17 protein-coding genes and 1 pseudogene are annotated in these 22,934 nt (G+C 56.3%); 2 read left to right on the top strand and 16 right to left on the bottom strand.

The features are described 5' to 3' along the window. Positions 1 to 230, top strand: a 230-nt coding sequence (locus E1N52_RS38190; protein ID WP_165979312.1) for an ATP-binding protein, incomplete at its 5' end; no start/stop codon positions are given. 699 nt (positions 231 to 929) lie between these two features. Here E1N52_RS38190 and E1N52_RS38185 read toward each other — a convergent pair. The 15 genes from E1N52_RS38185 to nodB form a co-directional block, all read right to left on the bottom strand. Continuing rightward, positions 930 to 2,276 (bottom strand): carboxyl transferase domain-containing protein, encoded by a 1,347-nt coding sequence (locus E1N52_RS38185; protein ID WP_133189706.1) that lies wholly within the window; start codon positions 2,274 to 2,276, stop codon positions 930 to 932. Positions 2,277 to 2,347: 71 nt separating this feature from the next. Beyond that, positions 2,348 to 3,688: an amidase family protein gene (locus E1N52_RS38180; RefSeq protein WP_133189704.1), complete on the bottom strand. Its 1,341-nt coding sequence runs from the start codon at positions 3,686 to 3,688 to the stop codon at positions 2,348 to 2,350. A gap of 35 nt (positions 3,689 to 3,723) precedes the next feature. Then, the gene (locus tag E1N52_RS38175) at positions 3,724 to 5,412 is read right to left on the bottom strand and encodes an NAD(P)/FAD-dependent oxidoreductase (RefSeq protein ID WP_133189702.1); all 1,689 of its coding nucleotides are present in this window, start codon (positions 5,410 to 5,412) and stop codon (positions 3,724 to 3,726) included. Positions 5,413 to 6,073: 661 nt separating this feature from the next. Continuing rightward, on the bottom strand, positions 6,074 to 9,118 hold the full coding sequence (locus E1N52_RS38170; RefSeq protein WP_133189700.1) for an efflux RND transporter permease subunit: 3,045 nt from the start codon (positions 9,116 to 9,118) through the stop codon (positions 6,074 to 6,076). Positions 9,119 to 9,129: 11 nt separating this feature from the next. Then, the gene (locus E1N52_RS38165; protein ID WP_133189698.1) at positions 9,130 to 10,281 is read right to left on the bottom strand and encodes an efflux RND transporter periplasmic adaptor subunit; all 1,152 of its coding nucleotides are present in this window, start codon (positions 10,279 to 10,281) and stop codon (positions 9,130 to 9,132) included. A gap of 94 nt (positions 10,282 to 10,375) precedes the next feature. After that, complete coding sequence (locus E1N52_RS38160; RefSeq protein WP_425468199.1) at positions 10,376 to 11,875, bottom strand: efflux transporter outer membrane subunit; 1,500 nt, start codon at positions 11,873 to 11,875, stop codon at positions 10,376 to 10,378. A gap of 186 nt (positions 11,876 to 12,061) precedes the next feature. Further along, positions 12,062 to 12,679 carry an adenylyl-sulfate kinase gene (gene cysC / locus E1N52_RS38155; RefSeq protein WP_133189694.1) on the bottom strand — a complete coding sequence of 206 codons (618 nt, stop codon included), beginning with the start codon at positions 12,677 to 12,679 and terminating at the stop codon, positions 12,062 to 12,064. Between the two features lie 77 nt (positions 12,680 to 12,756). After that, positions 12,757 to 14,475, bottom strand: coding sequence for a nodulation protein NodU (gene nodU, locus E1N52_RS38150; RefSeq protein WP_133189692.1), 1,719 nt, complete (start codon positions 14,473 to 14,475; stop codon positions 12,757 to 12,759). Positions 14,476 to 14,488: 13 nt separating this feature from the next. Next, positions 14,489 to 15,118 (bottom strand): nodulation methyltransferase NodS, encoded by a 630-nt coding sequence (gene nodS / locus E1N52_RS38145; RefSeq protein ID WP_133189690.1) that lies wholly within the window; start codon positions 15,116 to 15,118, stop codon positions 14,489 to 14,491. 86 nt (positions 15,119 to 15,204) lie between these two features. Continuing rightward, positions 15,205 to 15,795 carry a NodA family N-acyltransferase gene (locus tag E1N52_RS38140; RefSeq protein WP_133189688.1) on the bottom strand — a complete coding sequence of 197 codons (591 nt, stop codon included), beginning with the start codon at positions 15,793 to 15,795 and terminating at the stop codon, positions 15,205 to 15,207. A gap of 218 nt (positions 15,796 to 16,013) precedes the next feature. Continuing rightward, entirely contained in the window at positions 16,014 to 16,745 is a 732-nt protein-coding gene (locus E1N52_RS38135; protein WP_281282819.1) for a sulfotransferase, read from the bottom strand. A 107-nt stretch (positions 16,746 to 16,852) separates the two neighbouring features. Next, positions 16,853 to 17,641 (bottom strand): ABC transporter permease, encoded by a 789-nt coding sequence (locus E1N52_RS38130; RefSeq protein WP_133189686.1) that lies wholly within the window; start codon positions 17,639 to 17,641, stop codon positions 16,853 to 16,855. A gap of 3 nt (positions 17,642 to 17,644) precedes the next feature. Beyond that, a complete protein-coding gene (gene nodI / locus E1N52_RS38125) occupies positions 17,645 to 18,559 on the bottom strand; it encodes a nodulation factor ABC transporter ATP-binding protein NodI (RefSeq protein WP_133189684.1) in 915 nt (304 codons plus the stop codon). Between the two features lie 64 nt (positions 18,560 to 18,623). After that, positions 18,624 to 19,859, bottom strand: coding sequence for a chitooligosaccharide synthase NodC (gene nodC / locus E1N52_RS38120; RefSeq protein ID WP_133189682.1), 1,236 nt, complete (start codon positions 19,857 to 19,859; stop codon positions 18,624 to 18,626). Positions 19,860 to 20,286: 427 nt separating this feature from the next. Beyond that, complete coding sequence (gene nodB, locus E1N52_RS38115; RefSeq protein WP_133189680.1) at positions 20,287 to 20,952, bottom strand: chitooligosaccharide deacetylase NodB; 666 nt, start codon at positions 20,950 to 20,952, stop codon at positions 20,287 to 20,289. Positions 20,953 to 21,197: 245 nt separating this feature from the next. Here nodB and E1N52_RS38110 point away from each other — a divergent pair, with 245 nt between their 5' ends. After that, positions 21,198 to 22,106 carry a LysR family transcriptional regulator gene (locus tag E1N52_RS38110; protein ID WP_133189678.1) on the top strand — a complete coding sequence of 303 codons (909 nt, stop codon included), beginning with the start codon at positions 21,198 to 21,200 and terminating at the stop codon, positions 22,104 to 22,106. Positions 22,107 to 22,114: 8 nt separating this feature from the next. Here E1N52_RS38110 and E1N52_RS38105 read toward each other — a convergent pair. Further along, positions 22,115 to 22,885 (bottom strand): annotated as a pseudogene (locus E1N52_RS38105) (IS5 family transposase). Positions 22,886 to 22,934: the final 49 nt, after the last annotated feature.

Here is a 22,934-nt window from a genome sequence, read left to right as displayed (position 1 = left end):
AACTGCTGCAGACCCTCGTCCATCAACGCTACAAGCAACGCCGCAGCATCCTCGTCACGTCCAACCGCGTCGTCCAGGACTGGGGGCGCTACCTTCGCGACAGCACCATGGCTTCGACGATCCTTGACCGTCTGCTGCATCGCTCCAAACTCCTCGAGTTTGAAGGCAAGAGCTATCGTCTCCGTGAAGCCGCTGCCAGGCTTGCCGTCACTGAGGAATCCGACGCATAATCCGCTCGTCCTGCCTGGGGGAATTTAGCCGCCCACAAGTGGAGGAGTTTGAACTGCCCATCGGGGGTTGTACTGCGCCCAGTTCTTGACGCGGTATTCGGCTTTCGAACTCGATTGCTTGCTGGTCGTGTCCTTGCGCATCTTCTCGGCAAAAATCGAGAATGTACGCAGGAAACCGAACTGTTATCAGAGCCACGCCCGTACGGTGTTGCGCGTAAACGTCAGCATGTCGCGGCCAGATTTATGCAACAACGCCACTCGAGGCGGTAATGTCAGAAGTCCCGGTGCTGGACTGACAACGCCGACGATTAGCGGCTGATAGCAAATTCGCTGGCACGCGCGACGGTCTTCGCCACGTTGTCCCCGACAGACGATCGGGTGAAACAGGGACATGCGCGCAAATTACCGACACGATGCAGGAACTCGGGCATGGCAACGTACGTGGAACGTCGCGATGGCAGTAAGGCGCAGGCGCGCAACTTCACGTGAGCACCTGAGTTTCTGCGACCTTCTTCCAAATTCTGCGGCGGCAGTCCGGTTCTATGTAGAGGTAAACGATCAGGTATGGCTGATTGCGCATCGTCAGAGCCTCGATTTTGCTCAAACTTCCTGAGGGCTTTTGATGGTGCAAAATGGTCCTCTTCGAGGCGCCATTGCGCGCGGCCGTACGCTCAAATCTTCCGTGAGGAACAGACCGTGTCACGTCGGAAACAGATATCTGACAACCTGTTGTCTAGTTTCTTCGATTTCTATTACGTCTGTAATCAGGCCATCAGCCTTCAAGAGATTTGGATTCTGGATCTCGTCCGATAGCTTTCGCATAGTGTCTTTAATAGCGCCTTCAGCACCAGACATCACTTTGCTCATCGTGTCCGCGCTAAAAACGCCGATGTGCGCCTGGGGATACGCCAGCACGGCTATTGGATCGAATCCGGGGCCGCTCATCGCATACACGCCGCCGGTGTAGGCTTTTCGGACGACAAGGAGTAGCTTAGGTACGTTGCATCTGACATGTGCTCTGAACAACTCCGCTGCTGCCAAAAATATGCCGCTATTTTCAGCTTCCCTGCCTATCATGAACCCGGGAACGTCGGCAAGGAAGATGATTGGCATGCTGGTCTTTGCAGCAATGTTTATCATCTTTGCCATCTTGGCCGCGGATTTCCGGTGGATGGCGCCGCTGTTGAATCGCGGGTTGTTTGCCACGATTGCCGCGAAATGTCCCTTAATGCGCGCATAGCCCGTCAGTGCTTCTCGCGCGTATTCGGCGTTTGTTTCAGTGAAGCTGCCTTTGTCGACAAAAGAGAGCAGCAAATGATGCATGTCGTAGGGGGTGCGGTGATTGGATGGAATCAGATTTTCAAAATCGACTGCGTCGGGTTCCTCATATTCAAGCGCTGTGTCTTTGACGAGGCAGCGTAGAAAATCTCTTACGCATTCAAATAAACGGCGTTCATCTTTGAACGCGAGCTGAACTGACCCCGAGCCCCTGCAGTGAACGTCTGTTCCGCCAAGCGAATACAGATCTGACTGCTCAGCCAGCATCGCCTTCACCATATCCGGACGGCCCATACATAGAGCCCCTTTCTCAGTCATCAACACCAGATCGGCGAGCATAATCGGAAGAGCCAACGGGCCTGACGTCGGTCCTAGTATTGCTGAGATCAGCAGATTGGCTTCTGCGAAGTCTGCAAGCGACGCGCTGACCCTGCCCATGCCTGCTGGAGACAAAAGCAATCTCGACATATCCGACGAGATTACTTTCGTTGTATCGAAACTGCCCACCTCTCCCGGATGATCCTGAATGTAGATCAACGGAGCCCGCTGGTCCCGGGCCTGATTCACTGTGCTTATGATTTGCTCGGCGGTACGCCATTGTCCGGCTCCCTTGAACATACAGTCTTGTCCACGATTCATGACCAGAAACGACTTGACCGAATTGATTAGTCCCTCGCCGCAGAGGAAGTGGGCGTCCGCCGTTGGATAATGGTCCACAAAGCTACCCGCGTCAAAAAGCATGCTTATTCTTTGCGACGAAATCTGCATGGATTGCTTACCTCCGAGCAGTGCGTGAGCGTTTGGAAGTCCAGCGCCAGCGCGGCTGAAAGTCGCGTACGCTACGAAGCAAGAATCTCTTCCACAGCGGCTGCCATCAGGAGGAGCCGGCGGTCTTGGCCGCGTGCGGCATCAAGGCTTATTCCCACGGGTAATGCATCGTTCGGCGCCACAGGCAAGGTAATGGAGGGCATTGCGACATTGCTGGCGAGGTCGGTGTTGCGTATTACGTCTGCGAATAGTCCTGGACGCTGTGCATCGCTAACGTGAGGAGTGCTGCGCGGGACAGTGGGATAAGCGAGAAAATCGATCCCTTGGGCGTTGAGCAGCGCATTCATTTGTAGCCGCAAAGCGTTAATGTTCTGTACTGCGGCGGTATAGTCTTTCGCGGAGATCAGACTTCCGTCAAGGTGTTGGTGAATGATGCTCCTCACGCACTTGTCATGGATGTTGTCGAACACAGCATTAACCCTACTTCCCCATCCAAACGAGAGCAGTGCGCGCGGAAAGTCCGTAAAAAATTCGTAGACTGGAATAGTAAAAGTGCCGAACTTATTTAATTCGGAAACAACCGCGTCATCGAGGTCGACGCACTGAAAGCCTGCGCGAGTGAGACGCCTGATCGCCTGCCAGCAATGCATCCGAACATCATCATCCAAGTCGTCCCACATGGAGCGTGGAAGACCGATTCGACAGCGAGTATTTGTTTGTTTTGACGGGATTTGGCTATCGGAGCTCAGCAAGTCGTATAGAAACAAAGCGTCTTTTGCCGTTCGCGTCAGGAGGCCCGGTGAATCCTTCGTGCGTGAAACCGGAATGATTCCGGCTGAAGACCAACGGCCACTTGTTGGTCTGAAACCCGCTATGCCGCAAAAGGCCGCAGGTATCCTCACCGAGCCGCCAGTGTCGGTTCCAATCGCCATCGGGACAATACCCGCTGCCACAGCTGCGGCGCAGCCGCCGCTGCTTCCGCCGGCCAAATGGCCCGGAGCCGCCGGATTGCCCACGGTTCCCCAATGGGGATTGACGGACGTGATTCCAAAGCTCAGTTCATGCATGTTGTTCTTGCCGGCGACGACGGCGCCGAGGGATTTGAGCTTTCTGACCACAAGTGCGTCGCGTGTGGCTATACAATCTTCCATGCCCGGTGTCCCGGCGGTTACAGGGAGTCCCTTGACGCAGATATTGTCCTTTGTAGAAAAAGGAATGCCGTAGAGTGGCGCGCCTCTCAGATTGTCCCTCGCTCTCGCGAAGTGCGCCTCCGGGCTGCGAGCACGTATGAAACAGTTTAGATGTGTCTGGTTAGCTTCGGCGTTCAGTGCGCGATCCCGGATCTCTTCCGCTGTAACTGTTCCAGACATTATGACGTCGCAAAGCGATTCAAGAGTGTTTTGAAAATGCATGAAATTTTGCACGTGGGAGGTCGGGGAGTGCGATATTAGTAGCAGTAGGCACTGCGTATATCGTCAAGAGGGTTGCCAGGTAAAAGATCACCCCCGACGCTACGTATAACGGCGCATGCGCTGTTGATCGCTGTCTGCACGGCTCCCTCAATCCACCCACCGGTGAAAGAACAGCCGCATCCTGCCAAGTAGAGCCCTGTATCGCTTGCTGGATCGTTTGCCGTCTGGAATTGAAAAAACAGACGCTGCGAATAGACATCCTCACCTGGGTAGTTGAGCTTGAAGGCGCCGGACGAATGCGGATCTGTCAGCCAGTCATGATGGAGGACGCAGCGTTCATAGTCCTCATCTGCAGGGACGAGGTGACGCGCAAGTTCTGGATGGAAGGTAGACAGGTCGTCGACGAAGCACTCGCACCGCTCCTTTTTGTCTGAAACACTCAGCAACTTGTGAGCGTCGTCCTCCCAAGTGTAGCTGAGCAAAACCACACCCCGACCATCTGGATTGTGAGGTTCGTAGTCAAGGCAGTATACGCCTCGTGCGAAGCTGTCAGACTGGATGGTGACGGGCAGTTTCTTGTTTATCCAGAACTTGTCTCGGGTGAGCATGAAGAGCTTTGACGATCCAGTCAGGTGAGTTTCTCTGACTGCTCTGGAAACGTCGCGGCTGAGAAACGTTTCGTCATCTGTCAAGCAATGAACCATCTGCATCGCCCTGTTGTTGCTGGTGACGATCACCCGGTCAAAGGTCGCAATTTCGTTATTGTCGGTCACGAGCTTGATCTCTGCACCTTCTTTGTAGATGCGACCGACGCCGCTGAAGCGAACCCGTTCGGCGACGGTGCTTCCATAAATATTCTCGTTTGCAATACGTTCAGCCAACGTTGAAATTCCGCACGAGATGAGGCGTTGATCGTCCATGTAACCGTTAATGACGAGACGCAAAATTTCAGTGAATCCGGCCTGATAGACGGAGAGAAAACCACCCGAGCCAATCCCAAGAGATCCAAATAGCTCGAAGTCGTACGGCCTTTCCCAAGCAGTACCTCCAGGCGGGCAAGGACCCGTGAAAATGGTGACGATGGCGGCATAGAACGAACTGTCGCGAAATAAATCCAGCCATGTTTGCCACGCGGCGCATGCCTCATTAAAGCGCTGCGATTTCAACATGGCCGTAATTTCGGCCGGCGCGACGAGAGATGTGCCATTGATCACGCATCCATCCTGCAAGAGAGCTCTCCAGCCTTCGTGTACACGCCTGAATAGAGGCGGTGGGGGATTTCCGGCCGGCCAGATATGGCGAACGCCGCGATAATGTAGTTCCGTATCAACGACTCCAGGATCGGGGAACGATGCTGTGGTGGGAATATCGTACCGGTCAAGGTAATGAAAAAGACCGGTCGCACTTGGAGGAAACCGCATTGCGCCCATTTCGGCGATGAGATCTGGGTGCTCTGAATCAAACGGCTGTGACCACAACCTGCCGCCAATGCGATCGCGAGCTTCAAACACAGTGACGTCGCCTACACCTGCTCGCATCAGTTCGTTCGCGGCCACAAGGCCGCTGACGCCTGCCCCCACGATAGCAACGCGTGGACTTGCGATATCCGAGGAAAGCGTTCCGATTGCCCCAACAGATGCGCCCCGCTCCAAAAACGGAGCATAGTCATACAGTAGATCGACGGTCGGCGATGGAACTTTCGAAGATGTGACGTAGTTTTTCATGGATTCCTCTCCTGTAATGGCAATGCATCGAGGCGAAAGACGATGATGGCGGGAATGACGCACGCATCTCGATAGAACAAGTCGAGATCCTATAATTCGTTGCCGATAACGTGTTGCTCGTCAGTAGAAAATGCCGCGCCGGAATGTCTATGCAATCGACGATAGCAATCTCCTGTAGCGGAATCAAGCAAGTAAAATTGATGTCTTTAGCAATCTGACGCGGGCTATGGATAGTTGTGTCGATAGTGTGAAAATGGAGGTGCTATACCTGAGATCCGACAATGTGCTCTGGGTCAACCTTAAGGGCGGTGACAACGATGGACTTTTCATCGGGTCAGAAACCTCGTCGCGCCCGCGCGTTTGTGTCGGGTCACGACGCCGGCACCTTGATCCATGTGGCATTGCAAGCGTGTGACTCTTCATTGTTCTCTTTTCCATCTCATTGCCTGTGAGCTCAATAGCGCTCGACGAGCACGACCAGTGGACCTTCCAGCATTGGCTTCCCTAACTGCAGAAGGGTGGGTTAGGCGTGCTCCACGAAATCCAAAGCCAAGCAACGCATCGCTCGTCCTCACGCGGCAATTACGCTGACGCACGGGTGCCGGGGAGTGCGTATTTGGAATAGGCGAAGACATCGCTACTGCACAGATGGACGACCAGTTCATGACTGGTCTTTTGGCGCCCCTTGATGATTTGCACCCAGCAACATATACATTGCCGGTACGACGAATAGTGTGAACGCAGTGCCGATCGACAGTCCGGTGAAGATCACCAGGCCCATTGCGTTCCGGCCTGCTGCGCCCGCGCCCGAGGCGACGACTAAGGGCAGTACGCCGAGCACCATGGCGACCGTCGTCATGAGGATCGGGCGCAGGCGTGCACCTGCGGCTTCCTCCAAGGCTTCTCGCTTACCGCGCCCCATGCGCTGAAGCTGGTTCGCGAACTGCACGATAAGAATCCCATGTTTGCTGACGAGCCCCATGAGCGTGACAAGTCCGACCTGCGTATAGATGTTGAGCGTCGAAAAGCCGGTATTGATGAAGACGAGAGCACCGAAGAGCGCCATTGGGACGGATACCAAAATGACTAGCGCATCGCGGAAGCTTTCGAACTGCGCTGAAAGCACAAGGAACACGATAATCGTTGCGAACGTGAGCGTGACCAGGAAGTTACCAGAATCTTGCATGAACTGGCGCGATAGCCCTGCGTAGTCGGTGTTGTAACCTGCCGGAGCTGCGTCGGTCGTGGATTTACGAAGGAAGTCGAGAACTTCGCCCTGGGAGACGCTAGGTGAGATCACAGCGGAGATCGTTGCCGCATTGAGTTGCTGGAACCGATTGATCGATTCGGGGACGACCGTTTGCTTCAGGTACGCAACCGTCGACGCCGGAATCATGTTGTCGTCCGGCGTGCGCAAGTAATAGTCGAGTACCTGTGACGGATTCAGTCGATCTATTTGCTGGACTTGCGGAATCACCTTGTATGAGCGGCCAGCGATCGAGAAGTAGTTTGCGTAGTTACCGCCGAGTGCAGCGCCTAGCGCCTGTCCCACATCGCTTTGCGTGAGGCCGAGCGACGCGATCTTGTCGCGGTCAACCGTGACGACGGCTTCAGGCTCGTCGATCCTTAGATCGCTATCGACAAAGAGAAACATGCCACTTTCACGCGCTTTCTGAAGCACGGCTTTCGTCACCTCGTCGAGATTCTCGAAGGGCTCTGTCGTGCTGATCACGAATTGCACGGGGAAACCCTGTGCGCCCGGCAAAGGCGGGAACTGGAACGCGGCGACACGAGCACCAGCAACGCTATTCCACCTCTGCTGAAGGTCCTGTTGTAGGTCGGTTGCGCCTCGTTTCCGCTTGTCCCACGTCTTGAAGAGCACGCCGCCGAAGCCCTGATTCAATGTCGGCAGGCCGGTCAACTGAAACATCTGGGCATACTCGGGCAAGCGCCTTGACATTTCTAATACCTGATCGGCGTATGTCTGCATTTGCTGGACTGTGGCATTAGGCGGCCCCTGGATCAGCGATAGCACGATGCCTTGGTCCTCCTGCGGCGCAAGCTCTGCTTGCGATGTCGAAAAGAGATACACGGTTCCGCAAAGCAGCATAACTCCCATGACGACGAACACGGAAGATGTGTCGAGGGCCGCATGCAAGAGCCGGGCATAGCCGGCATGCACACGATCTAGCTGTCGATTGACGAAAACGGCGAAACGCCCGGACTCGTGCACGTTCCGGAAAATGCGCGAGCACATCATCGGCGACAGGGTTAGCGCAATCACGCCTGACACCGCGACGGCGCTCGCAAGGGTGAACGCAAATTCAGTGAACAGGGCGCCTGTCAGGCCGCCCTGAAAGCCGATAGGCAGATATGCGGCGATCAGCACGGCGGTCATTGCCAGAATCGGGCCGGCAAGCTCGCGCGCGGCGGCTAGCGCGGCTTCCATGGGAGGCTTGCCTTCATTCATGTGGCGGTCGACATTCTCAACGACGATGATCGCATCGTCGACCACGAGCCCAATCGCGAGCACCATCGCGAGTAACGTCAACAGATTGATCGAGTAACCGAGCAACTGCATCATGAAGAACGTGCCAATCAGCGAAAGCGGCATCGCGACCACGGGTACGATGACGGCGCGCAAACGGCCGAAGAAGAGGAAGATAACGGCCGTGACAATCAGTAACGCCTCGACGAGCGTCTTCACTACTTCATCAATCGCGCTGTTGATGAAGTCTGTCGCGTCGTAGACGATATCACCAGCCATCCCCGTCGGGAACTGCTTTTTCAGATCGGGAAACACCGCTTTAACGCGTCTGGCCACATCGAGCACGTTTGCGTCAGGCGCTACCTTGATTCCGATAAACACAGAACGCTTGCCGCCGAATGCGACGCTGGAATCGTAATTGTCCGCGCCTAGCACGACATTGGCAACGTCCTCGAGATGCACTATCACTCCGTTCTTCTGTTTGACAGCCAGTTTCTGAAAGTCCTCCACCGAATGGACATCGGTACGCGCGTTTAGACTAACGCTGGTCATCTGGCCTTTTGTTGTGCCGAGTGTCGCGAGGTAGTTATTGTTGCCGAGTGCTGTGTAGACATCAGAAGCAGTGACATTATGCGCTGCGAGCTTGGTTGAATCGAGCCATGCGCGCAATGCGAACTGGCGACCGCCCAGTATCTCCGCGGTCTGCACGCCCTGAATGGAGTCGAGCTTCGGCTTCACGACGCGCAGCAGATAGTCGGTGACATTGTTGGGCGGCAGCACGTCGCTGTAGAAGCCCATATACATCGCGTCGGTGGTCTGACCCACCTGCATCGTCAGCACCGGCTGCTGGGCCTCGCGTGGCAACTGGTTACGCACTGACGCTAACTGTGTATTGATCTCGGTGAGTGCGCGGTTCGGATCATAACTCATGCGTAGCGTCGCGTTGATCGTCGACACGCCCGTGCTGCTTTTCGACGACATGTAGTCAATGCCCTGCACCTGAGCGATGGCGGCCTCCAGCGGCTGCGTGATAAACCCAGCCATTGTGTCGGCGCTCGCCCCGTAATAGGAAGTGGTAAGCGTGACTACGCCCGTCTGGGTTTGGGGATATTCACTGACCTTCAGCGTGGAGAGCGAACGCAAGCCTAGTACGAGGATCAGCAGGCTCAGCACTGAAGCGAGGACCGGCCGGTTGAGAAAAATGTCGGTGAATTTCATCGGGCGGTTTCTCACTGCTCCTGAGGCGTCGGAGCAGGGCTGTCCGCAGGTAGCACACGATTATTGATGACGAGCGGTGTGCCGTTCTGTAGCTTGAGCTGACCGCTCGTGACGACCTGCGCGCCCTCGTCGAGACCCTTCAGGATCGCCACCTGATCGCCGCGCGTGGGCCCCGGCGTCACGAATACCTGTTGCGCCACCGGCATCGTTTCACCGTGCGCGTTTTTGTGCTCGCTCGGTCTAATGACGAATACCGTTGCACCGTACGCATTGTGCGCGATCGCGGTTTGCGGCAAGGTCAGATAGCGCTGCTCGCTACCTACATCGATCTTCACGTTCGCGTACATGCCGGGCAACAGCTTGCGCTCGCGGTTGTCCAGGACCGCTTCGATCTGCACGTTGCGCGTCGTGCTGTCCACGCGCGGATTTATCGCGCGGACTTGGCCGCCGAAGCTGAGGCTCGCAAATGTGCTCGTATTTACGGCGACGTGCTGTCCGGCCTCGAGATGCCCCAGTTGCTCCTGGGGTAGATGAAAGTCGACGTAAATGGGATCGACGGCTTGCAGGGTAACAATTGCGTCCCCCGGGCTGATGTACTGGCCGGGATTAACGGTGGTGATCCCCACGCGTCCTGCGAAAGGTGCGCGAATGGTTTTCTTGGCGACGAGGGCAGCTTGTTGTTCGACTTGCGCCCGTTTGCTCTTCAGTTCGGCAGTGTCGGCATCCAACTGCGCTTTTGAGATGGCCTGAATCTCATACTGTGCCTTGTCGCGCGTGTAAACCGTTTGCGAAAGGTCCGCGGCAGCTTGTAGCGATGCGAGCTGTGCGCGATCAGAGTCGTCGTTGAGGCGCAGGAGGACCTGTCCAGCTTTCACTTCCTCTCCGGAACTGAATTCGATCTCGCGCACGAGGCCTGCCACTTCTGTCGTCACGTCGACGCCGCGCACCGCGCGCAGGCTGCCCGTGGCGGAAAGCTGTGGCTGCCACGTCTGATAGCTGACCACAGCTGACGTGACCGTGGCGGCGGCCATGCCGTCGCGCATCATGAATTTACTAATGGTATGCGCTTTGTAAAGATTGAAGCCGATCAGCGTGCCGAGCAGACTGCCCACGCAGATCAGCATGATGATCATCCGTTTTCCTGTTGGTCTTTTCGTCGTCATCGTAGTGTCCTTGCACGGCAAACTCTCGAGGCACAAGCGTCTTTGGCGCGCTGCCCGGGAAACGTATGCAGCGCGCAGCAATCGTCATGAGCATTCACTGGGAGCGGAGACCGGCGTTGGCATGCCCCTTCTCGTCATACGCCGTGTCATTCCACCAACTACCACCCAGTGCCTGGAATAACGCGGCTGTATCTGCATAGCGAGCTGCTTGCGCCTGCGCGAGATTCACGACGGCCTGCTGATATTGGCGCTGTGCGTCGAGCAGCGACAGATAGCTGACTCCGCCGACTCGAAACTGTCCGCGCGTCACATCCAGTGAACTGCTAGCCGCGCGCGAGGCTTCGGTTTGCGCGGCAAGAGCAGCCGCGTCGTGATCGAGTGCGCGCAATGTATCCGCCACATCTTCGAATGCGAGCAGCACGACTTGCCGATATCGCGCGTTGGCCTCGTCAAATGCGGCTTCCGCCGCCCTTTTCTTTGCGGTCAACTGCCCACCATGGAATATTGGTTGGGTGAGTCCCGCGCCGATGTTCCAGATCATGTCGGCATACTTCAGCATGCCAGCCGGCGTTAAAGACTGCGGGCCGTAATTCGCGGAGAGCATGAGTTGTGGATAGAGGTTTGCCGTGGCGACTCCGACCTCGGCGCTCGCCTGGTGCAGCACGGCATCGGCGGCCAAAATATCCGGTCGCTGCCGGACCAGCGAGGAAGGCAGACTGACCGGCAAGGTTTGCGGCAGCGTGAACATCGACATCGTGAATTCGGGCACACCTGTTTCGCTCGGTAATCTGCCCGAAAGCGCGGCAAGCTGGTGTCGAGTCCGATCAAGCGACTGCCGCAGCAGCGGTAGCGTCGCCCGTGTTTGCGCGACTAACGTCTCTTGCGCGAGCACGGCAATCCGGTCCACACCGCCGAACTCGAATTGCTTGCGCAGAACGCCAAGCTGCGTCTCCTCGTCGGCTACAATGTTCTCGGTCGCGCTGATCTGCTCACGCAGCGACGCTTCCTTGACGGCAGTCGTGACGATGTTTGCCGACAGTGCGAGGTAGGCGCCTTGCAGCTGAAAGCGCTCAAAATCGACCTGCGCGCCCAGCGATTCGAGCTCGCGCCGAACACCACCAAACAGATCCAGATCATACGAAACACTTACTGATGCGTTGTATAGAGTCAGTATTTTGTTGACGTTGGGCTGCCCCAACGTCGCGCCGTTCAGCTTTTCACGTAGAGCGTTGGGCTTGGCATCGACAGATGGGTAGAGTGCGCTCCCTGCTTGTGCGCGCAGATCCTCGGCGGCCCGGCGTAGCGCGGCACTGGCTGCTGCGATCGTTGGGCTGTGTTCAAGTGCTTCGCTTATCAGCGTGTTGAGCGGCTCGCAGCGATAGAGCGTCCACCATTGAGCAGGCAGGTCGCCGCCGGCCGCAAACCGCTGCTCAAGTCCCGCTTCGCCCTGCGACGATGCCGTGCGATCAGGTAAAGGCGTTGGTGTGTAACGCTGAATCGTGGGTGGCGCTGGAGGGTGGTATTCGGGGCCGACCGTGCAGCTGGCCAGCGAGCCGAGCAGTGGGAACACTCCAGCGATTACTGCGGCACACATGACAACCCGGCCTGTTGTGCAGTGAAAAGCTACCGCGCAAGATTGCGGACGCAAACGTGCACGACCGGAGCTGCAATGGACCTCGTCATTCATCTATCTACCTGGCTTGCGAGCGATGAGTGTTGTCAATATTTGGATGCAGAACTCCCCCTGGTTCAACGGTGTTGCTGCGAAGCGTGTATGCAATCACGAATGATGGCAACGGTCAGAACGGTGGAGCCAATTCAGGACCATATCGGCACCTTCGTCGACGGACTTACAACATGTGTCAATCAAGACGTCTGGATCCGTCGGCTCCTCATACGGGGAGTCGATGCCAGTGAAGCGCTGGATCGCGCCGCGCCTTGCCAGCCGATACAACCCTTTAGGGTCACGGGCCTCCGCCGCGGCTAAACTCGCGTGAACATGGATTTCGGCGAAATTATGGCTGCCCGCCGTAGACCGGGCGAATTCCCTATCGCGGCGGAACGGCGAGATGAGGCATACCAACACTACGATGCCGGCGTCGGCCAATAATTTTGCGACCTCCGCGACGCGCCGTACGTTCTCGTGACGGTCTGCATCGGTAAAGCCAAGGTCTTTGCATAGACCGAGCCTGACGGAGTCGCCGTCAAGAATGTAGGTGAGTCGGCCGGCTGTATGGAGACGCGCCTCCACGGTGTCAGCAATAGCCGACTTTCCCGCGGCTGATAGGCCGGTAAACCAGAGAATGGCCGGTGTTTGCCGAAGCAAGCGTGCTCTTGCCTCCGGGGGAACCCGGAAGCCGTGCGCATGCAACTCTGAAGTCGAAGGCTCATTCGCCATACTTGCCTACTTAGATCGGTGCGGTCGGGGTATGAGCTTGCGCTCACTTGTTGCGGCATTGCGGTGAAGATCCCAATTCATGCAACCCGAAAAGATTTCGGCTCGTCGATTGACGCCGATATCTCGTTTCTGCATGTCTTGGTGAATAGAAGACCATTGCACCAAACGTGTTCGACACCTCCCCATTCACACGCCGACGCAGCATCGGGAAAAAAGCCTCGTCCCAGGTGGTTGGCGCTGGTGTTGCAAAGCAAGGGAAGGCCTGTGAGCTTCTCGTATTCGATTAGCAGCTGCGCTACAGGGTGTTCGGATGACCTTGCAATGGTCTGCAATCGCGCAGAACCATCGAGATGCACGACGGCAGGTATCCTGTCCCGCCATTCGTCGCGTGTTTGATGATCGAACAGCATGTAGGGATCTGGAGTGCCTGGGAGAAATACAGCAGGCGCCCGGTCTTCAAGACATATGGGCGCCACAGGACGGAAATATTCCCGATGCTTGACATCGTTGAGAAGAGCCTTCGTGCTCGGCGAAGTCGCAGCGGCGAGAATACTTCTCGCCCCAAGTGCTCGGGGGCCCAGCTCGGCGCGTCCGGCAAGGAAAACGACGGGCCTATTTTCGGCGAGAATATGTGCAAGTTCAGCTAGGGAACAAGGTGACGCAGACCAGCCGGCCGCTCGGTTGCCCGTTTTCATTGCGGGGCCGCTATATACCGACCACTCTAACGGCATGAAGCCCTCGTTCGCGGCTATTGCGCAGCATGCGGTGCCGATCGCCGAACCGCTGTCGTTCGGAAAGGGCGGAATCCAGGTAGCATCGAACAAGCCACTTGCGCGTAATGCACTGTTCCATTTGATATTGAGTCCGCATCCGCCGGATATGCACAGGTTGCGCGGCCCAGGAATACAATGGCGCCGCAGAGCCTTTTCCATTTCGCGGACGAGTAGGCGCTCGAGGAAAGTATGGAAAGAGGCGAGTACGTCTTCGGGAGGTTTAGCCTGCAGCTCCGGCACGCATGCGTGGAAGAAATTGCGTATCGCTGCGAGCGATGTACTCGGAAGGTGGAGATTCTGGCGATAGTTTCGCGCAAGTTCTGTGTCGCCTGCAAAGCGTTCAAGGTAAAGATGGCGAAATATAGCAACGATTTCTTCGTCGACTGACCCCAAGGCGATGTATGCCATTAGCTTTCCGGCCACTCCCAGGTCCCACTCCGCACCCGCCGCCTTTGCGTACGGCCCGAAATGATGTCCGGCCGCCGCATACATTTGACCGATGATGGGGAACAGCTGGTCAATGAGCCGCACGTCGTCGCGTCCTACATGGTACAACCGTGGCACCATGCCGCCATCCCACACCAGGCATAACGCAGGTTGCCCAAGTTGTGCGAACGGACTCGTGCAGTATGCGGCGGCGACATGGCCGGACACGTGAGGGTAGCTCCTGTACCGATATGACTTGCCACCGATCAGCAGCCCAGTGCCGTCGACCGAAGCCAGAAGATCGCCGTTTTTTCGTTCCGTATAGGGGGCACCCTCGAGGACGATTGGGGTGGGGCCGCTCAGCACCTGAAACTGCGACGTCACTTCGCCGTCCCAGCCGTCGATCACAAATTCGTCGATGTCGTCAGTCCGTAGACCGTGCTCGGCTAATGCCGTTTCAATTGCATCGAGGTTCCGTATATCGTGATATCTCGGATTGTTGTCCCGCTTCTCCTGTTCGATGCAAAAAAGGAGCTTTCCGTCTTCGACAACGGCGATTGCTGCGTCGTGTGTCAGCTTGAGGCCACAGATGCGCATGGTATCTTTCACCCTAGCGAGGGAAATCTGATTGATGGGAAAAATGCACTGCGTTCTGGAAGCGTGCGAGCAGGCAATCCTCATTGGACGACTGGCCGACGCACTCGACTCGCTCAATCTCGGTGAACCGTTCGTTTAGCATCTTCAGCACCGTTTCAGCACCAGCAATATGTCCCCAGCGTTGACAATTGGCGTCACGTGCTGAACCGAATATCAACTGGCCGTCAGGCGCGAGTACGCATGCCAGTTTGCGGATAGCATCCCGCACTTTGGCGATGTCGGCGAGATAGTAGAAAACCTCCGCGACTACGATCAGTTCGAACCGCTCTGCGCTGGAAAAGTGCTGGACGTCTGCAACGATCCAGTTCACGTTCGGAGGGTAATTTAGCCGCTTGCGTGTCCTCGCAAGCGCTTGCGGCATCACATCCATCACGGTGAGCCGCTCACAGTATGGCGCCAATTTCTCTGTGAACGCGCCCCCCGCACATCCGACCTCAAGAGCATTGGCAACGGGACCTTTAGCGAGCGATAATCGAAGCATCTGAATATGACGCTCATGCTCGAAAGGGCTACTGTCCAGTTGCCACGGATCGTCCGCGTCCAACTCCCGACGCAACAAGTCAAAATGCGCTACGTTTTTCAATTTAGCTTTCCTGAGAGTGTGCGTTCAAATCTCGCTGCGGGACAGATCGAGCCGCTGACCGCATGTCCGGTGCAGATGCAGGTGAGTCATAGCTCAGGGCCATTGCGTTCGATTTCAGTCCCGTGCGGCCACTCACTCATACCCCTATCAATCGGCAAAATCACCGCCAGTACATCTTCAACACGTGTTGCCGGCAAATCGAGGTGAACGTTGGGAAGCGTTGAACGGACGCGAACCCCCGAGATGATCGTTCCCATTCCATGTCGACATAACCTGGTGAAGTGGTTCTTCAAAGCCTGGCGGACGGTGCCGAATGCGAATGGCACGCGAAGCTCCTGCAATACAGGATACATCGCGCGAATGGATTGGCTGATTCCGAGCCCCTCCAGGTCTGGCCGCACTCCATACAGACCCAGCTCCGCCACCAGCACGTCGGTTGCGCCAACCTTGATGAAGCGGCGCAACGAACCCATGTGCGCCGCCACACCTTGCGAATCGTAGGCAATGGCGCGGAGTTCGGGCCTCGCCCCGGCCCAACTTCGACCGCCGTCGAACGGCTTTGCATTGAACGGTCCGGTTGGACCATACGTTGTCCGGAAAAACTGGGCCAATTCGAGATGATCGGAAAGCTGGAGCTCATTCTCCCAGCACAGTTTCCACTGCACATTTGAGGACATGGAAAGTTACCTTATTCAGTTGCGTTTACGCGCAACCCGTGGCGTGCGATTGCCCAGAAGGCGGAAGCATCGCATTCGGGATTTTGCGCCAGTAGGAAACGCAAAGATCGTAAAATGAATCTTTAGATAGCAGACTTGCTAGAAGGATAGATTTGGTGCTGTTTCTATGAAAATGAACATGGGCGAACATGGGTCATGCGATCACGAGAAAGTCCATCTCACGCTGTTTCAAAAAATCTCTCATACGGCCCGCGACTGAAGTGACCTTTCAACTCTTCGAAGTTGAGTACGGTTTGCTCCAGAGGCCGTACTTCCTGCCTTTGAAGCGCCGTCCTGTGAGAGCAGGGATGCACGGAAGTCCCAAGGAACGTCTGCACCGCTTCCATGCATCCGGCGGGGTCATCGAGGAGGTTTTCATAGTCTATTGAAAGCAGATTCTCTGGCGCAAAAGAGTCGACGACTTGACGATGAAAATCGTCTGCAGCCTTAAAGTAGGCTTCGCATAATTCAATAGTCAACGCGACCTGCGGAGGCGGAGCTGATCCATTGTCCGAACCGTACTTCAGCCATTCACCACTTTGTCTCGCTTGCACCAGGGATCGCAGAGATTCCAGCGTATTCCTGCGGACTACAAGCATCGCCTTCAGGCATGGCCACCGTGCCAATTCTTCAAAGAACCCGGGGCGTTCCAGAAATTGCGGCTGATTGATCTTGCAACCGATATGCGTGGCGTACGCCTTTCCCTTTTGGACCGGATAGCGAAGATAGGCAAGTTCGAGAAGTTCCCGATTGCTGCACCTAAACCGGTTGGTGTCAGGCCAATTGGTGTCGTGGGTGTTGAGCAACTCGCCATTGCTCAAAACGTTCGGATGAGCATTCAGCAGTTCTTCCAGATAGTGAGTGCCGGTTCTAGGCATCCCGAGAATCACGAACGGCTGAGTTTTCGGCATGAAGTGGGTCATGGCGTGCATTTAATTAGGTTGAAAGCGGTGGTTCGGATGTAGCCCCAGTCCGACGCTTATCACAAGACTGCTTCTGAGGCGCAACGCCGTCAGCGTCAAGACATCAGGCGGCGCCGGACCAGTGTCGCAGACAGGAAGAACGGCAGTATTGTGTAGACACAAAGCACGCCCAGATGCAGCCCCATGTCGCCGACCGGACGTGCAAGCATCGCCGGACGGATCAATTCAACGGAGTGGACAAGCGGCAGGAACTGTGCAAGGTATTGAAGCGCGCCAGGCAGTTGGCCCACAGGGAAGACGACACCACTCAGGAACAACATGGGCGTAAGCACAAGCGTCTGGTAGAAAACGAAATAGTCATAACTCGGCGCGATTGCGACGAGTACCATTGCCACGCTCGCGAAAGCGAGGCCAGTGAGAAAAACGACAGGGATCACAGATACGATGCTCGAAAACGCCGCGTAACCGAGCGTCGCCGCAACCACCATCACGGCGGAGCCCGCGAGAAGGGCTTTTGTAGCGGCCCATGCCAATTCGCCAAGAATAACATCGCCAATTGTCAGTTGGGTGCAGAGCACGGCTTCCCACATGCGCTGAACTTGCATGCGAGCGAAGGCAGCGTAAATCGTTTCAAAAGTCGCTGAGGTCATGGCGCTTGTCGCAACCATTCCAGCCGCTAGGAACGCAATGTAAGGAGCGCCGTCGATGTGACCTATCATTATTCCGACGCCGAAGCCGAGACCAAACAGGTACATCATCGGGTCCGCCAGGTTGCCGAGAAGGGAGATAAGTGCCGCTTTTCTCCACGCCAGATAATTGCGCCGCCATACAGTGCGCCAGTTCCAGGCGTTGCCGGGTAGGGCAATCATAAACACTTCGCGCATTATTCAATCCTTCATTTCTCGTCCGGTCAGCCGAAGAAAAACGTCCTCCAGGTTCGCGGGACGTTGCACTATACGCAGACCTGTGCGCTCGCGCAGTTGCGTGCATACCAGTTGTGGATCGGCCGTGTAGCAGAACAGTGCATCACCGCTTACCTCCGTACGCTGCGCAAACGGCATCAGCAGCGCTTTTAGTTCATGTGGGTTGCCGCCATATATCTCGAGAACGTGACTTCCAATCTGCTCGTGGATTAATGCATCAGGTGCCCCCTCAGCAATGGTGCGTCCTCTGTCGATTACACATAGCCGATCGCACAATCGCTCTGCCTCTTCCATGAAATGAGTAGTGAGTAGAATTGTTTTGCCGCGTGCGAGTAAACAGCGCAATCGATCCCAGATGAGGTGGCGTGCATGCGGATCTAGCCCAGTCGTCGGTTCGTCCATGACAATAAGTTGCGGATCGTTGATGAGCGCGCGTGCAATGGTTAGGCGGCGCTTCATCCCGCCCGATAACTCGGTGACGCGTGTGTGAGCCCTGTCCTCGAGGCGTGCGAACTGCAGCAAGGATGGAACCACCGCCTCGATTTCGCCTGTGCTCATCCCAAAGTAGCGCCCGAAGAGCTGCAGGTTCTCGCTCACACTAAAACCTGGCTCCAGGTTGTCGAATTGCGGAACGACACCTATGCGCCTGCGCGCCAGGCGTGCCCGCGCTGGCACCGGTTCTCCGAGGACGGTAATCACGCCTGCGTCAGGCAGCGCCATACCCAGCACCATTCGCGTGGTAGTGCTTTTGCCGGCACCATTAGGCCCGAGCAGACCGAAGCACTCGCCGGGTTCCACACGGAAGGACAATCCATCGACAGCAAGCTTACCGCCGTAGGATTTCCTTACACTCGAGAAGGTGATCGTTGCATTAGACATGGAGCCAGAACTGTATACAGACCACTGTTTAAGGAAGATTCCGCAGCGCGCGCGACGCTACGCATTACTCGCTCTTGGGAACACGGTGCTCGCCGCGGTCTTTGACGGCAGAACTGCGGGAAAGCCAGTCACTGTTGTCCAAGGTACATAGAGCGTATGCCTTTACAGGAAGCAGCAGCAAAAGATTGATGAGTGTGTGCACTGAAAATCCAAGAAATCGAAGCTCTTGGGCGCGAATGGCAGCAACGGAGCAGCGGACCATCGTCATTGAAGCAATAACGAAGCCTGCCTGCCAAGGAGCTGTGGCTGTGAGCACGATCTGCAGAAAGCCGGAGATCATTGAAATGGCGAGCAGCAGAGAGCCAATGTTCTGCGCTACCACATCAAGAGTTAGGTAGCGGTCAAGACGAGGCAAAAGGCGAAGGGCGAGCAGGGTGTCACGATAGGTGCTGCGCGCCCAGCGCAATTGCTGGCGCAGGTACGGTCGCAGCTTATCTGGAACCACGGTCGCGGCGACTGCATCTCGAACGTACTCCGTCCGATAGCCCGCCGCGAGCATGAGAATTGTCAGATGGCGATCTTCGCCGAAATCGCTGCGCTTGCCCCGGAACATTTGCGTTTCGTACTGGTCCAGCAGCAGAAGAAGCGCTGTGCGCCGGTATATTGCACACGGTCCGCAGCAGCACATCACAGCGCCAAAGCGCGCTTGAGCCGCGCGCTCCTCGTTGCACGCAAGCCAGTATTCCATATCGATCAGGCGGGTCAGCCACGTGTCGCGGCGATTGCTGGCTACCAATTGACCCATGGCTGCACCGACCGATGGGTCGCTCATTGTCAGCACGAGTTTCTTTACTGCGTCCGGCGCCAGAGTGGTGTCCGAGTCTACGTTAAGTATGAGCTCTGAGGTCGAAGAACGTATCGCGGCGATTTGCGCTTTGCGCTTTCCCACATTCTGTGGAAGAAGCAGGACATTGAATCGCGGATCATGCTCGTGCTCCCGATACACCACGTTCAACGCATCGCGGTTGGCGGATCCATCATCGACCACGTGAACCCTGATGGCGCCCGCGTAATCCTGGGCGCCAATCGAGTCGAGACACGCCCGTAGCGTTTCTGGGTTTTCGTTATAGCACGGGACGATGATGTCGATGTCCGGCAAATACTCGGTGTCGGATATCTTGATGCATGCAGGTGGGCCGCTAGTCGGCAGAGTGTGAAGAACCTGCGCGCTTTTATAGATGGCCGAAAGTGACGCGTATAATAGGACAGATGTCGTGTTGATTGCGGCAGGAATGTTCATCGGGGTCGGTGTGCTAGGAGACGTTGGGATTCTCAGTACAGGCCTGCCGGGAGCGATGGCGCGGGAGTCAGGCACGGTAATACCATCTAGGTTCACGCGCGATTCGAGGGGCAATTATTCTCGTGCATGTAGAGTTGGCGTTTCTTCATGGAGCAGGAAAGACGCTGTTATAGCGTGCGAGAAAAATGTCCAGTAACGTACCTCATGGTAGCGAGGTCGACAAAACGCTTCCATCGGCGTCGGCTGAAAGTCAGATCAGCCTACGCCTTCTTCGGGGTCAGTATTTCCTTAGTTCTAGCCATGATCGTCAGCGCGCAGACCACGCGCATACTTATCTATTGGTAAGACGTTTCTAATGGAGTATATCGTCCACTTGTCGAGCAGTTTGGGGTCAGAGATGCTCGTTAAGCGAGATTTTCCATTGAACTTACGGAAGTGAACTGATGACGAAGCCCCTTTCCTTCAATCCTAGAATCAGGCGCGATAGTGCCATGACAGTCTGCACGCGCGAAGCATCGCGATGATGCAAGTCACACTCTTCGGGAGGAGCCCCGTCGTGCAGCAGTACTATCGAGCCGGGCAGAACGGATGTCAGTACAGAATCGACAATCGCCTCGGCACCCGGACGGGACCAATCTCGTGGATCTACCGACCAGTGGAGTGACATTAATCCCGCTTTCATGGATTCGGAGATAACGTCGTTCGTCCATTTGCCATACGGCGCGCGCATATATCGCACCGCTGCCGCTGGGCAAGCACGCTGGATAAGTGCGTTCGCTTCTGCTATCTCGTGCCGTATTTGACCTGGCTCACATTTCGACAAATCCCGATGGGAGAGGCTGTGATTCGCGACATCGTGGCCTTCCGAGACCATGCGCCGGATCAGTTCCGGATACTCAGCCGCGTAGGCACCGAGTACACAGAAGGTTGCCGGTACCCGTTGCCGCGCCAGCAGATCTAGTATTTTCGGGGTCCATATCGGGTGTGGTCCGTCGTCAAAGGTAAGGTAAACCTTACGCAAACCGTTACGTTCGCGCTCGTTTGGCACTTCCGCAATAGATTGCAGCATTTCACAATCGCTCAGTCTTCTCATGGTCTTCCACTTATCTTTGGATGAGTCGCCGTCTGCCTTGGAACCAGCCACAGTCGCAATCGCGAAATGCCGCGTAGTAGCTCAATATCTGGGAGTGGATGTCGAGAGTTGTTCAGTACAACGACAGGAATACTCATATCAATGACTTGCATGTCAAGCTGAATTGCCGTAACTTTGCGGTACCTCAGTTAATTTGTACAATCGATTCTGTCGATGTGCTTCATCCATAACGCGGATTATTAAAAATGCGCTTCAAAGGCCTCGATCTGAATCTTCTCGTCGCGTTGGACGCATTGATGGCGAAGCGTAACGTCACGCTTGCTGCACGCGATATCAATTTGAGTCAACCTGCCATGAGCGCTGCGGTGTCGCGGTTACGAGACTATTTTCGCGACGACCTCTTTGTGATGAGAGGCCGAGAGTTTGTGCCCACGTCACGAGCGATAGAGCTTGCCGGACCGGTGCGGGAGGCTCTATCGCATATCCAGCTTTCCATCATCTCGCGCGACGTTTTCCAGCCGGCCAAGTCGGATCGCCGGTTCAGGGTCTGCCTCTCTGATTTCATGACGCTCGTCTATTTCCAGAAGGTCATTAAGCGCGTTGCACGCGAGGCTCCCGCGGTCAGTTTCGAATTGATTTTCCCAGACGACGAGCCTGGGGATTTGCTGCGGCGTGGCGACGCCGATTTTTTGATTCTGCCCGATCTATTCCTGCCGGATACTCACCCGAAAGCGCCGCTCTTCGACGAGAAGCTCGTGTGTGTAGGCTGTCCCGCCAACAAGCAGTTGTCGGAGCAGCTTCCGCTTGACCGGTATATGTCCATGGGACACGTGACGGTGAGGTTCGGGCGGGCACGCAGGCCTACGATCGAAGAGTTTTTCCTACTAGATCTCGGTCTCAAACGGCGCGAAGAGGTCGTCGTCCCGACCTTTCACCTCATTCCGGCGGTGCTATCGGGTACCCGTCGCATTGCGACGATCCCATTAAGGCTTGCCAGGCATCTCGGGGAGGCCTCTCCTCTGCGGATCGCCGAAGTACCGCTCCCGCTATCCACTTTTACTGAGGCTATCCAATGGCCTGCGCTGCATAGCGGTGATCCTGCAAGTATCTGGATGCGCGAGCTATTGCTGGAGGAGGCGCAAAGTCTTGTTTAGAGGCGGTTTCATAAAGACTGTTGAGCCCGCTGAAGGATGTTCCAGCAGATCAGGCAACAGCCGAGTTTGAGAAACGTTTCATGAATGTCGGCGCGACGTTCGAAGCAAATACGTAGACGGCGGAAGTTGTGCAACCAGGCATGTGTACGTTCGACGACGGATCTTTCCACGGCCACTGCCGTGGGGGWGGCCGCGTCGCGCGATGCTGGTGGGAATRCTGCGCYCGTGAAGAATGCGKCGGTATTTGTCGTGGTCRTAACCCCGGTCAGCGTAGRCGCGGCCGGGACGGCTCAAAGGCCKCCCACGCACGCCGCYAATCGGTACGATGGCCTCAATCAGCGGAACAAGTTGGGTGRCGTCGTTACGATTGGCGCCAGTCAGGATTGCCGCGATCGGTGTTCCGTGGGCGTCGGTGGCGAGGTGGTGCTTGGATCCTGRTCGCGCTCGATCAGTGGGATTCGGGCCAGTTTTCGCCSGCCCCAACTGCGCGAATCGACGACGAGTCGACGACCACGCGCGAGAAATCGRTCTTGTCGACCGCCCTCAACTTCGCCAGGATGCGTAGCCTGCGCCAACAACTGACGCCGGAGCCGCCCCCCATCTCGGCTGGCAAATCTCGCAAGCGGATACCGGTCTTCAGCACGAACAAGATGCCGGTCAGCACAGCCCGATCCGGTACCGGTTTGCGGGCCCGGATGCTTGAAGCGCCGTGGCTTCGCTGGTGGTAGCAGTGGCTCGATCAGTGCCCACAGTTCGTCGTCGATGATTGGTTTGCCCATCTCCTCGATCCTGTTGATACGACGATCGAGGTCAACGGGTTACGTTACG

The sequence above is a fragment of the Paraburkholderia guartelaensis genome (genome assembly GCF_004353905.1).
GTDB classification, from domain to species: domain Bacteria; phylum Pseudomonadota; class Gammaproteobacteria; order Burkholderiales; family Burkholderiaceae; genus Paraburkholderia; species Paraburkholderia guartelaensis.
The sequence above is the reverse complement of the archived record's forward strand: the minus strand, read 5'-3'. Positions and strand labels throughout refer to the sequence as shown.

Bases quoted from the DNA above. Each gene is read 5' to 3' on its own strand.
- E1N52_RS38185 (WP_133189706.1), bottom strand. From the start codon at position 2,276: ATGCAGATTTCGTCGCAAAGAATAAGCATGCTTTTTGACGCGGGTAGC.
- E1N52_RS38180 (WP_133189704.1), bottom strand. From the start codon at position 3,688: ATGCATTTTCAAAACACTCTTGAATCGCTTTGCGACGTCATAATGTCT.
- E1N52_RS38175 (WP_133189702.1), bottom strand. From the start codon at position 5,412: ATGAAAAACTACGTCACATCTTCGAAAGTTCCATCGCCGACCGTCGAT.
- E1N52_RS38170 (WP_133189700.1), bottom strand. From the start codon at position 9,118: ATGAAATTCACCGACATTTTTCTCAACCGGCCGGTCCTCGCTTCAGTG.
- E1N52_RS38165 (WP_133189698.1), bottom strand. From the start codon at position 10,281: ATGACGACGAAAAGACCAACAGGAAAACGGATGATCATCATGCTGATC.
- E1N52_RS38160 (WP_425468199.1), bottom strand. From the start codon at position 11,875: ATGTGTGCCGCAGTAATCGCTGGAGTGTTCCCACTGCTCGGCTCGCTG.
- cysC (WP_133189694.1), bottom strand. From the start codon at position 12,679: ATGGCGAATGAGCCTTCGACTTCAGAGTTGCATGCGCACGGCTTCCGG.
- nodU (WP_133189692.1), bottom strand. From the start codon at position 14,475: ATGCGCATCTGTGGCCTCAAGCTGACACACGACGCAGCAATCGCCGTT.
- E1N52_RS38140 (WP_133189688.1), bottom strand. From the start codon at position 15,795: ATGTCCTCAAATGTGCAGTGGAAACTGTGCTGGGAGAATGAGCTCCAG.
- E1N52_RS38135 (WP_281282819.1), bottom strand. From the start codon at position 16,745: ATGCCGAAAACTCAGCCGTTCGTGATTCTCGGGATGCCTAGAACCGGC.
- E1N52_RS38130 (WP_133189686.1), bottom strand. From the start codon at position 17,641: ATGCGCGAAGTGTTTATGATTGCCCTACCCGGCAACGCCTGGAACTGG.
- nodI (WP_133189684.1), bottom strand. From the start codon at position 18,559: ATGTCTAATGCAACGATCACCTTCTCGAGTGTAAGGAAATCCTACGGC.
- nodC (WP_133189682.1), bottom strand. From the start codon at position 19,859: ATGAACATTCCTGCCGCAATCAACACGACATCTGTCCTATTATACGCG.
- nodB (WP_133189680.1), bottom strand. From the start codon at position 20,952: ATGAGAAGACTGAGCGATTGTGAAATGCTGCAATCTATTGCGGAAGTG.
- E1N52_RS38110 (WP_133189678.1), top strand. From the start codon at position 21,198: ATGCGCTTCAAAGGCCTCGATCTGAATCTTCTCGTCGCGTTGGACGCA.